Source organism: Streptomyces sp. NPDC049577, assembly GCF_040675635.1.
GTDB lineage: Bacteria > Actinomycetota > Actinomycetes > Streptomycetales > Streptomycetaceae > Streptomyces.
In genome coordinates this window covers 1-11236 of record NZ_JBFAPH010000214.1, presented here as the reverse complement: position 1 = coordinate 11236, position 11236 = coordinate 1, and the positions used below count along the sequence as shown (strand labels likewise).

General features: G+C 74.7%; 10 protein-coding genes. 2 read left to right on the top strand and 8 right to left on the bottom strand.

Annotation, left to right across the window (positions count from 1 at the left end):
• From AB0K09_RS22410 to AB0K09_RS22400, 3 genes are all read right to left on the bottom strand, one after another.
• The coding region (locus AB0K09_RS22410) for a sigma-70 family RNA polymerase sigma factor (RefSeq protein ID WP_366067144.1) at window positions 1-357 on the bottom strand (357 nt) is incomplete at its 3' end.
• A gap of 146 nt (window positions 358-503) precedes the next feature.
• Window positions 504-2015: a PH domain-containing protein gene (locus AB0K09_RS22405; RefSeq protein ID WP_366067143.1), complete on the bottom strand. Its 1512-nt coding sequence runs from the start codon at window positions 2013-2015 to the stop codon at window positions 504-506.
• Window positions 2012-2554, bottom strand: coding sequence for a PH domain-containing protein (locus AB0K09_RS22400; protein ID WP_366067142.1), 543 nt, complete (start codon window positions 2552-2554; stop codon window positions 2012-2014). The genes AB0K09_RS22405 and AB0K09_RS22400 overlap by 4 nt, the downstream gene beginning before the upstream one ends.
• A 110-nt stretch (window positions 2555-2664) precedes the next feature.
• Here AB0K09_RS22400 and AB0K09_RS22395 point away from each other — a divergent pair, with 110 nt between their 5' ends.
• Window positions 2665-3267, top strand: coding sequence for a TetR family transcriptional regulator C-terminal domain-containing protein (locus AB0K09_RS22395; protein ID WP_366067141.1), 603 nt, complete (start codon window positions 2665-2667; stop codon window positions 3265-3267).
• Between the two features lie 13 nt (window positions 3268-3280).
• Here AB0K09_RS22395 and AB0K09_RS22390 read toward each other — a convergent pair whose 3' ends face one another.
• Window positions 3281-3988 carry a hypothetical protein gene (locus AB0K09_RS22390; protein ID WP_366067140.1) on the bottom strand — a complete coding sequence of 236 codons (708 nt, stop codon included), beginning with the start codon at window positions 3986-3988 and terminating at the stop codon, window positions 3281-3283.
• A 112-nt stretch (window positions 3989-4100) separates the two neighbouring features.
• On the bottom strand, window positions 4101-6200 hold the full coding sequence (locus AB0K09_RS22385) for an FUSC family protein (RefSeq protein WP_366067139.1): 2100 nt from the start codon (window positions 6198-6200) through the stop codon (window positions 4101-4103).
• A gap of 186 nt (window positions 6201-6386) precedes the next feature.
• Between AB0K09_RS22385 and AB0K09_RS22380 the strand changes: the two genes are divergently transcribed.
• Complete coding sequence (locus AB0K09_RS22380; protein WP_366067138.1) at window positions 6387-7208, top strand: GDSL-type esterase/lipase family protein; 822 nt, start codon at window positions 6387-6389, stop codon at window positions 7206-7208.
• Between the two features lie 44 nt (window positions 7209-7252).
• On the opposite strand, the gene AB0K09_RS22375 is transcribed toward AB0K09_RS22380, so the two are convergent.
• The 3 genes from AB0K09_RS22375 to iolB form a co-directional block, all read right to left on the bottom strand.
• The gene (locus AB0K09_RS22375; protein ID WP_366067137.1) at window positions 7253-8746 is read right to left on the bottom strand and encodes a CoA-acylating methylmalonate-semialdehyde dehydrogenase; all 1494 of its coding nucleotides are present in this window, start codon (window positions 8744-8746) and stop codon (window positions 7253-7255) included.
• Window positions 8747-8773: 27 nt separating this feature from the next.
• On the bottom strand, window positions 8774-10651 hold the full coding sequence (iolD, locus tag AB0K09_RS22370; RefSeq protein ID WP_366067136.1) for a 3D-(3,5/4)-trihydroxycyclohexane-1,2-dione acylhydrolase (decyclizing): 1878 nt from the start codon (window positions 10649-10651) through the stop codon (window positions 8774-8776).
• Window positions 10648-11236, bottom strand: a 589-nt coding sequence (iolB, locus tag AB0K09_RS22365) for a 5-deoxy-glucuronate isomerase (RefSeq protein WP_366067135.1), incomplete at its 5' end; no start/stop codon positions are given. The genes iolD and iolB, both read right to left, overlap by 4 nt.

Below are 11236 nucleotides of genomic sequence, written 5' to 3'. Positions count from 1 at the left end.
GCCCAGCCGGACGATCGTCAGGTCGACGAAGTCCGCGGACGGGTCCGGTACCTCGACGGCCTCCTGCAAGCCACTGACGGGCGCCTCGGGGCTCTTCTCCCGCCAGTGGCCGCGTATCTGGTTCATGGTGATGGCCACCAGCCAGGACCGGAAGCTCGCGGGGTCGCGCAGCTCGCCGAGGCCGTTGATGACGCGGAGCATCGTCTCCTGGACGACGTCGTCGACGTCCGCGTGACCGTCCAGCGCGCGCCCGACGATGTTGTAGACGAGTGGCAGGTACGCGGAGACGAGCTGGTCCTGCGCCGCCGCGTCCCCCGCGCGCGCCGCCTCGATCACGGCCACGTTCTCGCTCTTCACGCTGCGTACCTCTTTCCCCACTGGGCCGGTTCCCCTTGAAGCGACCCGTTCGGTCCGACACCTAGGAGACGGGGAACAGGGCTCCGGATAACAGAAACCTGAGCGAAAAATTTGGCGGTAGTGACGGAGGCGACAGCCGAAACCGGTCAGACCACCAGGAATTCGCTCAAGATCCCGGGCGCCGCCGCCTCCGCGAAGCCGGCCGCCTCGCCGGCCGCCATGTCCCGTATGCGGTATCCGTCCTCTCCGGCGGCCACGGCGGCCGTCACCGTGACGACCCCGGCGCGCCGCGCGAACGGCGTCTGCGTGAACGACCACGCGACGACGCCCGTACGCTCCAGCGCCACCGTCTCGCGCCCGAACGTGCCCGACCGCAGCACCAGCCAGCGGCCCCGCAGCCCGTGACCGAGCGCCCGGTACGCGTCGCGCGCCAGCGCGTACGCGACGGGGGCCGCCAGCAGCGTCCAGCCGGCCGCGCAGTAGAGCAGGACGGGCGTGAGGAGCGCGCCCAGGACGGCGAGCGTCCCCGTCACCGGCAGCACTCCCCACAGCTGCGCCCGCGCCACGCGCCGCCGCAGCGCGGCCCGCGGATGCGGCCGCAGCTCCGCCGCGGCGGCGTCCGGCATCCCGGCCGGCTCCCCCAGGACGCCCGCGCACACGCGCACCGCCTCGGCGCGCGGCGCGGGCGGCAGCACGACGCTGCCGCGCCGGTTCTCCTCACGGTTGCCGAGCCCGCCCGCGACGGCCCGGACGGACGCGCCGCCGCCCAGCCGCAGCAGCAGCGGCTCGCGCAGGGCCACGCCGCGCAGCCGGGCGCGCTCGATGGACACGGCCCGGGTGGTCAGCAGGCCGTGCCGGACGCCGAGGGTGGCCGCGTCGGTCCATTCCAGGCGGTAGCCCCACCAGTTCTCGGCGTAGAGCACCACCGCGCCGACCGTGCCGGTCAGCGCGACGGCCAGCAGGGCGAGCGGCACGGTCAGCCACAGGGCGCTCCTGCCGAACTCCTCGAAGAGCGCGCGCACCGGCCCGATCCGCCAGGGCTGGATGCCGGCCCCGTCGAGCACCCGCCACACCGTGCCCACGGCGATACCCACCCCTCCGAACACCCAGAACGTCAGCGGCGCGTACCGCAGCCACCGCCGGTCGCCCACGGCCAGCACGGGGTCACCGGCATGCCCGGCCTCCGCGCGCGCCAGCAGTTCCGCCCGGAGCCGCTCGGCCTCCCGCCGGGACAGGGCGTCGAGCGACAGCTGCGCACCGCCCCCGCTCGTACCGGCCCGCAGCACGGCCAGTCCCAGCAGCCGCTGGACGGGGTGGGCGGTGAGGTCGACGTTGCGGACGCGGTGCAGCGGGATCGCCCGGACGCGGCGGGTGAACAGGCCCGTGCGCAGCTCGAAGGCGTCCTCGGTGACGCGGAAGCGGGTGCCGCGCCAGGTGAGGAACCCGGCCGCGATGACGCCCGCGAAGACGACGCCGACGACGGCCAGGGTGATCCAGGCACCGGCCGGCGGGTGGCCGCCGGTGGCCAGGGTGGTGAGCCCGAGCGAACCGAGGGGCGCGCCCAGCCAGGCGCAGTGGACGAGGAGGGTGCGGGGGTCGAGCCGGCGCCAGCCGTCATGCCGCGCGGTCGTCCGCGCCGTTGCGCTCGTGCCGGTCATGCGGCGTCCTCCCGCAGGGAGCGGACCACCGTGCCGATGCGTTCGGCCAGCCGGTGCGCATCGGCGTCACAGATCCCCGCGATCCGCACGTCACCCGCGGTGGAGGCGGTCGTGACGGTGACGGTCGCCAGCCCGTACCGGCGTTGCAGCGGCCCCTGCCGGGTGTCGACGGTCTGGACGCGCGAGAGCGGCGCGATCCGCCGCTTCCGCCAGAACCAGCCGCTCTGCGCGTACACGGCGGACTCCCCCAGCTCCCAGGCGTGCACCCGTGCCCGCCACGCCGGCATGGCGAACTGGTAGGCGAGGCCCGGCAGGACGAGCACCACGGCGACGAGCGGCGCGAGCCAGGGCAGCGCGCCCGGGAAGAACAGCGCGGAGAGGACGAGCAGCGCGGCCGCCGTCAGCAGCGCCGGCCCGCTGACGGTGAGCAGCGCCTGCGCGGCCCACCAGCGGCGGGCCCGCGGATCGACGCCGTTGCGCGGCGGCCGCAACCCCGGCTGCGGCTGCGGCGGTTGGCGGTGCTGACGATGGCCGGCCATGACGGATCCCCCAGGACGCTTTCGCAAGTCAGTCGTATGGCAAAACGTGCCGCCACGGTATAGCAATACAATCGACCTGTAAAACCAGGAGGAGCGGAAGGAGACAGCCCGTGCCCAAGCGCGTGGACCACGAGGAGCGGCGCCGCCGCATCGCCGAGGCGCTGTGGCGCATCGCCTCCACGCGCGGTCTCGACGGCGTGAGCCTGCGCGACGTCGCGGCCGAGGCCGGCATCTCGCTCGGCCAGCTCCAGCACTACTTCGCCACCAAGGACGAGATGCTGGTCTTCTCCCTGGACCACATCAGCGAGCTGGCCACCGCGCGGGTGCGCGACCGCATCCTGGCCCTCGCCCACACGCCCTCGGCCCGCGAGATCATCCGCGAGACGATCGCGGAGATGCTGCCCCGCGACGCCAACAGCCGCACGGGGCTGCTCGTCCAGCTCGCGTATTTCGTGCGGGCCGTGCACGACGAGCGTATGGCCCGCCACGCGCAGCAGGGCGTGCCGGCGCTGGCGGGGTTCTTCGCCGACCAGATCCGTGCCGCGATCGAGCGCGGCGAGGTCGCGGCGGACCGCGACCCGCACACCGAGGCGATGCTGCTGATCGCCATGGCGGACGGGCTGAGCGGCTACGCGCTGATGGACGTCTGTTCCGTCGGCGAGGCCCTGCGGCTGGCGGACGCGCAGCTGGAACGGCTGTTCAGCGGGCGGTGAGGCACGGCACGGGTCACCAGTGGCGCGCCCGCAGCGACCCGACGACCGGAATGCCGAGGCCCACCGCGGTGAGCACCGCGAGCACCGTCCACTCCAGGGTGTCCGGCCAACCGAACAACAGGGTGTACGTGGCCGCGACGAACGGCAGGGTCAGCACCGCCCAGCCGACGGCGAACAGCAGCAGATACACCCACCGCAGCCCGGTCACGATCGCCAGCGCCAGCCCGAGCAGGGCCCAGGAACCGGCCAGCCGCCACATCAACGAGGTCTCGCCGGACGTCAGATACGTCTCGGTGTGCCCCCGCACCACCATCCGCACCACACCGCCGCGCCACAGCCGCAGCCCGGCCCTGTCCCCACGCCGCGCGTCCCGGTAGGTGTGCTCACCGACGTCCAGCCACCGGGCCCTTTCCGGCCCGCTGATCCGCACATTGAAGTTGTCGGTGCAGTGCTCCACGCCACCGCTGTCCGTGCTGCAGGACTGAGTGATCTTCTTGTCGGTCACCTGCGCCACGGCCTGCTCGACGCAGTCCGCCCCGCCGGCCGGCCTACCGGCCGGGCACGCGGGAGCGTGCCGGTACACGTCCGTGGCCCAGTACGACTGTTCCACCCAGGAAGGGCACAGCAGCAGCCCCCACACCGCCGCGGCGAGCACCAGCAGCCGCACTCCCCGCCACACCCACACCCCGCGCCCCGCGCGGTGGCGTCTCGGCGCCCCCATCGCCCGGCCCCCTCCCGGACCGTCAACTCCGCCTGAGCACAAGGGTAGAAGGCTTCCCCGGCGGGGAACACCCGGTGGGGAACCCCCGGTGGGGAACAGCGCCGAAGACGGTTCAGCCCCGTCCCGCCCCGCGTCCCGCACGCCCTCGCCGTGGGGCCGCCAGGCCCTCGGACAGTTCGTCGAGGGCGTCCGTCAGCAGTTCGGCCCCCCGGACCGCGACGCCCGTGTCGCCCTCGCGCCGCTGCCACTCGGCCAGCGCCCGGCGCGGGCCGGACCAGTCCGGGCGGGCCCGTTCCCGGATCGCCGCGATCGCGTCCGGCAGGGCGGCGCGCAGGGCGGACGCGAACTCCTCGGCGCCCGGTGACGCAGCGGCCTGCCGGTCCGGCAGATGGGCCTCCATCAGCATGGTGACGCGGCCCATGGTGGCCAGGGCCGCCTCCGCCGCGCGTTCGGCGGAGCGCGACAGGCCGCGGTGGCGCACGGGCTCCTTCCGCGCGCGGGCCGAGGCGTCCTCCCACTCCCGGCGGGCCGCCCTGCTGTCCAGCAGGGCCTCCCTCACGCGCCGGGCCTTGCGCTCGGCAGGGCGGGCGTAGACGGCCAGGACGGCGAGCGCGTACTCCCCGTTGGCACGCAGCCAGCCGGCGAGACGGTCGCGCAGCCGGGGCGTCTCCCAGGCCGGGAAGACCGCGTACGCGGCCATGGCGAGCAGCCCGCCGAGCAGGGTCAGCGCGAGGCGGGCCTGCACGGTCTGCGACCAGCCCTCGCCCGCGATGCCCAGCAGGAAGACGACATACGCCCCGATGCACGCCGACGTCACGCTGTAGCCCGTACGCATCAGCAGGTACAGCAGGCCGATGCACAGCACCGCCAGAGCCGCCGAGACATACACGCCCGGGTGGAGGAAGGCGGTCACCACACCGCCCACGCCGACGCCGACGAGCGTGCCGGCGAACCGGGCGACGCCGCGCTCGTAGGTCCGGGCGAAGTCCGGCCGCATGACCATGACGGACGTCATCGGCGCCCAGTAGCCGTGACCGAGCGGCAGCCCGGCCGCGAGCAGGTAGCCGGCACAGCTCACGGCCGACACGCGCACGGCGTGCCGCGCGATCGGCGAGGACCAGCGCGCCTCGCGCCGCACCGCCCGCAGCGCGACCGGTACGAGCCGCGGCACGCTCGGCCGCAGCAGGTCCCGGCGCTCCTGCTCCGTCGCGGGGCCGGTGGTCCGTACGGGCTCGTCGCTGGCCTCCACGACGTCCCCGAGCAGCGCGATCAGCCGCAGTGCGGACCGGCGGGCCGGGCCGGACAGCAGGGGCCCGGACTCCGGGACCTCCAGCACCGCCATGGCCTCGGGCGGCAGCCGCACCGGCTCGCCCCGGCGGATCGCCCGGGCGACGGCGTCGAGCACGGTCGCGGCCGCGCCCAGCAGATCGCGCACCCGGTCGCGCTCGGGCCCCTCGGCGGGGGCGCCGAGCACGGGATCGGCCAGCGAGGCGAGCACGGGCCGCAGCCGCTCCGCGACCCCGCGCGGTCCGGCGAGCTGGCCGGGCCGGTACCGGGCCTGCCGCCGCGTCAGCTCGGCGGCGTCCCGCGCGTCCATGAGCGGCTGCGGGTCGAAGCGGGCCGTCGGGTCGTGGCGCAGCCGGCGCGCGTAGTCGGCCTCGGCGGCGAGCGCGTCGGCCAGCGCGTCCCGCTGCCGTCCCCAGCGGCGGATGGGCACCAGCACGACGAGCAGCGCCTGCACCAGCCCGCCGAAGACGATCAGCGCGGCGTGGTGCGCCGCGCCGACGACGGACGTCGGCAGCGTGACGGTGACCAGCATGACGGCGATCGTCTGCGTCGCCACCAGCCCCGAGACGGGCCCGACCGCCCAGGCCATGCCGGCCAGCAGCGTCCAGACGGCGAGCAGCGCGACGAAGACGGCGTGGTGGGGGGCGGCGAGATAGCCGAGGAACGTACTGGCCCCGAGCCCCACCGCCACCACGACGGCGAGCGTCACCCGGGGCCGCCAGGTGCGCTGGAACGTGGCCACCCCGGCGGCGAACGCGCCGAAGGCGGACGAGACGGCGAGCTTCGGCGTGCCGAAGGCCAGGAGCAGCCCGACGACGATGGCGACCCCGGCCGCCCCGCGCAGCGCGAGCAGCGGCTCCAGCCGCGTCCGCTCGATGGTCAGCCCGTCGCGCGCGGTCTTCTTGAGCGCGCTGGACCAGGTCATGGGCCTGAGCGTACGGCGTGGGGCCGCCCACCCGGAGCCCGACGTTCCGGATAACGGATGGGCGGGTGGGAGAACCGGGGGTCCGGGGACGGAGCCCCCGGTTTGGGAGAGGGGCGGGACGGGGGAAGAAAACCCCCGTGCTCCCCCACCGGCACCCACAACCCCCCTGTCCCACAGGAGGAGCACATGAAGCGAGCACTCGCCACCCTGACCGCCCTCACCGCCGCCGCGCTCGCCGTGGCCGCGCCGGAGGCGAGCGCCACCCCGCCCATCCCCACCCGCATGGTCGCCCTCGGCGACTCCCTCTCCCGGGGCGTCAACGCCTGTACTGCCGGCCAGTTCTGCGGCTGGAAGTCCTGGTCGACCGGCAGCGACCCGGCCGTGCGCAGTCACTGGTCGCGGATCCACGAGCTCAACCCCGACGTCATCGCGTACAACGACGCCAAGGCCGGCGCCGGCGTCGCGCACCTCGCCGGGACCCAGGTCCGTACCGCCCTCGCGCACGGCGGCATCGACTACGTGACGATCATGATTGGCACGCGAGACGCCTGCGCGCCCACCGAGGCCGGGATGACCTCGGTGGGCGACTTCGAGGGCCGCTTCCGCACGGCCATGAAGGCCCTGCACGCCGGTGCGCCGGAGGCGTCGGTCTTCGTCGCGAGCATCCCGGACCTCAAGCAGGTGTGGGAGCTCGGCAAGGACAACGAGGCCGCGCGGAAGGCGTGGGCCGACGCACCGCTGTGCGGGTCGATGTTCGCGAACCCGGCATCCCGCGCGCCGCAGGACGAGGCGCGCCGCGACCGCGTCCGCGACCGGATCATGGACTACAACGCGGCGCTCGACAAGGTGTGCGCCGAGTTCGCCGGGACCTGCCGCTACGACGGGGACGCGGTCTTCGACCACCGCTTCACGGCCGCCGACATCAGCACCACCGACTTCTTCCACCCCAGCGCGGCGGGCCAGCGGACGCTCGCCGACGTGACGTACGAGGCCGGCTTCGACTGGTGAGCCGGACGGGAACGGGCCCCGCGCGGGGCCCGTTCCCCCTGGCCTCAGCGGTGGCTGGGGAAGCCCAGGTCCACGCCGCCGTCCGCCGGGTCGGGCCAGCGGGTCGTGACGACCTTGCCGCGCGTGTAGAAGTGCACGCCGTCGTTGCCGTAGATGTGGTGGTCGCCGAAGAGGGAGTCCTTCCAGCCACCGAAGGAGTGGTAGCCGACCGGCACGGGGATGGGCACGTTGACGCCCACCATGCCGGCCTCGACCTCCAGCTGGAAGCGGCGGGCGGCCCCGCCGTCGCGGGTGAAGACGGCCGTGCCGTTGCCCCAGGGCGAGGCGTTGATGAGGGCGACGCCCTCCTCGTAGGTCTCGGCGCGCAGCACGCACAGCACCGGGCCGAAGATCTCGTCGCGGTAGGCGTCGGAGTCGACCGGCACCTTGTCGAGCAGGGACAGGCCGATCCAGTGGCCGTCCTCGTAGCCCTCGACGGTGAAGCCGGTGCCGTCGAGGACGACCTCGGCGCCCTGCGCGGCGGCGCCACGTACATAGGCGGCGACCTTGTCGCGGTGGGCACGGGTGATGAGCGGGCCCATCTCGGAGGCGGGGTCGTCACCCGGACCGATCTTGATCTTCTCGGCGCGCTCGCGGATCTTCGCGACGAGCTCGTCGCCGACGGCGCCGACCGCCACGACCGCCGAGATCGCCATGCAGCGCTCGCCGGCCGAGCCGTACGCGGCGGAGACGGCGGCGTCGGCGGCCGCGTCGAGGTCGGCGTCGGGGAGGACGAGCATGTGGTTCTTGGCCCCGCCGAGCGCCTGGACGCGCTTGCCGTTGGCCGAGGCGGTGGCGTGGATGTGGCGGGCGATCGGGGTGGAGCCGACGAAGGAGACGGCCGCGACGTCGGGGTGTTCGAGCAGCCGGTCGACGGCCTCCTTGTCGCCGTGGACGACGTTGAGCACGCCGTCCGGCAGCCCGGCCTCCGCCGCGAGCTCGGCCAGCCGCAGGGCCGCCGACGGGTCCTTCTCGCTCGGCTTGAGGACGAAGGTGTTGCCGCAGGCGATGGCCAGCGGGAACATCCACATCGGCACCATGGCCGGGAAGTTGAAGGGCGTGATGCCCGCGACGACGCCGAGCGGCTGCCGGATCGCGGCGACGTCGACCCGGCTCGCGACCTGGGTGGACAGCTCCCCCTTGAGCTGCGTGGTGATCCCGCACGCCAGCTCGACGATCTCCAGGCCGCGCGCCACCTCGCCGAGCGCGTCGGCGTGCACCTTCCCGTGCTCGGCGGTGATCAGCCGGGCGAGCTCCTCGCGGTGCGCGTCCAGCAGGGCGCGGTAGGCGAAGAGGACGGAGGTGCGGGTGGCCAGCGAGGAGGTGCCCCAGGTGGCGTACGCGGCCTTCGCGGCCGCCACCGCCGCGTCGACCTCCGCCGCCGAGGCGAAGGCGACGTGCCGCGTGACCGCGCCGGTCGCCGGGTCGGTCACCTCCCCGTGCCGGCCGGAGGTGCCCTCGACGGCCTTGCCGTCGATCCAGTGGTGGACGGTCTTCATCGGTCGAGCCTTCCCGGGAGAGGGTGCCTACAGGTGACGGCGGCGGTCGCCCGCCTGGCGTGCGTACTCCGCGCGGGCCTTCACCGCCGCGGGGCGGGTCGCGGTCTCGGCGACGGGAACATCCCACCACGCCTGGGCGGGGGGCGCGCCGGACACTGTGTCGGCTGTTCCGGTCTCCACATAGACACATGTGGGCCGCTCGGCGGCGCGCGCCTCCGCAAGAGCGTCGTGCAGCTCGCCGATGTTCCCGGCGCGCAGCACGGACATGCCGAGTGAGGCCGCGTTGGCGGCGAGGTCGACGGGGAGCGGGTCGCCGGTGTAGGTGCCGTCGGGTGCCCGGAAGCGGTAGTCCGTGCCGAAGCGCTCGGCGCCGACCGCCTCCGAGAGGCCGCCGATGGAGGCGTAGCCGTGGTTCTGCACGAGCACCACCTTGATGTTGATGCCCTCCTGCACGGCGGTGACCAGCTCGGTCGGCATCATCAGATAGGTGCCGTCGCCCACCAGCGCCCACACCTGCCGCTCGGGCGCGGCGAGCGCGACCCCGATGGCCGCCGGGATCTCGTAGCCCATGCAGGAGTAGCCGTACTCGAGGTGGTACTGGCGGCGGGAGCGGGCGCGCCAGAGCTTGTGCAGATCGCCGGGGAGCGAGCCCGCCGCGTTGACGATCACGTCGGTGTCGCCGGCGACGGAGTCCAGGGCGCCGATCACCTGGGCCTGGGTGGGGCGCAGGGAGGCGTCCGCCCCGTCGTACGCGCGCTGCACCTGAGTCTCCCACTCGGCCTTGCCCGCCGTGTACGCGTCGGCGTAGGCGGCCGGGACGCGGTGGCCCGCGAGGCCCTCGGCCAGCGCCTCCAGCCCGGCGCGGGCGTCCGCGACGAGCGGCAGGGCGGCCTGCTTGTGCGCGTCGAAGGCGGCGATGTTGAGGTTGACGAAGCGGACGCCGGGGTCGGCGAAGAGGGTCGCCGAGGCGGTGGTGAAGTCGCTGTAGCGGGTGCCGACGCCGATGACGACGTCGGCCGTGCGCGCCAGGGCGTTGGCCACGGCCGTGCCGGTGTGGCCGATGCCGCCGACGTCCGCCGGGTGGGCGTGGTGCAGCGAGCCCTTGCCGGCCTGGGTGGAGGCGACCGGGATGCCGGTCGCGTCGGCCAGCGCGCGCAGCGCGTCCTCCGCCCCGCTGTGCGCCACCCCGCCCCCGGCGATCAGCAGCGGGCGGCGCGCCGCCCTTACGATCCGTACGGCCTCGGCGAGTTCGGCCGGGTCGGGGGCGGGCCGGCGGACGTGCCAGACGCGGTCGGCGAAGAACTCCTCCGGCCAGTCGAACGCCTCGGTCTGGACGTCCTGCGGCAGGGCGAGGGTGACGGCGCCCGTCTCGACGGGGTCGGCCAGCACCCGCATGGCCTGGAGCGCGGCCGGGATCAGCGCCTCGGGGCGGACGACGCGGTCGAAGTACCGCGACACCGGGCGGAGGCAGTCGTTGACGGAGACGTCCCCCGCGCCGGGGTGTTCGAGCTGCTGGAGGACGGGGTCGGCGGGGCGGGTGGCGAAGGTGTCGCCGGGGAGGAGCAGCACGGGCAGCCGGTTGATCGTGGCGAGGGCGGCGCCGGTGACGAGGTTGGTGGCGCCGGGGCCGATGGAGGTGGTGACGGCGTGCGCGGAGAGCCGGTCCTTCTGCCGCGCGTAGCCCACGGCGGCGTGCACCATGGCCTGCTCGTTGCGGCCCTGGTGGAACGGCATGGCCTCCGGGCCGGACTCCAGCAGGGCCTGACCCACGCCGGCGACGTTGCCGTGCCCGAAGATGCCCCAGCACGCGGCGACCAGCCGGGCCCGGCGCCCGTCGCGCTCGGTGTACTGACGGGCCAGGAACTCGACCAGCGCCTGGGCGACGGTGAGGCGGCGGGTGGTCATGCGGTCCCTCCCGGGTAGAGCGGCAGACGGGGGTCGACGGGCTGGTCCGGCCAGGTGCCGCGGATCCACGCGTGGTCGGGGTGGTCGCGGATGAGCCATTCGCGCTCCGCGCCGGGCCCGGCCATGACGTTCAGGTAGTACATGTCGTGCCCGGGCGCGGCGATCGAGGGGCCGTGCCAGCCGTCCGGGATGAGCACGGTGTCGCCGGTGCGGACCTCGGCGAGGACGTCGGTGCCGGCGGGACGCGACGGGGTCACGCGCTGGTAGCCGTAGCCGGCCTCGCCGGCGATCTCGTAGTAGTAGATCTCCTCCAGCTCCGACTCCTCGCCGGGCCGGTGCTCGTCGTGCTTGTGCGGCGGGTACGACGACCAGTTGCCGCCCGGGGTGAGCACCTCGACGGCGATGAGCCGGTCGCATGCGAACACGCCGGCGGCGGCGAAGTTGTTGACCTGCCGCGAGCAGGAGCCGCGCCCGCGCAGCTCCACCGGCACACCGCTCGCGGGCCCGTACCGGGCGGGCAGCGCCCGCTCGCACCGCGCCCCGGCGAGCGCGAAGCGCCCGCCGGCGGGCGCGGTGAGGGCGGCG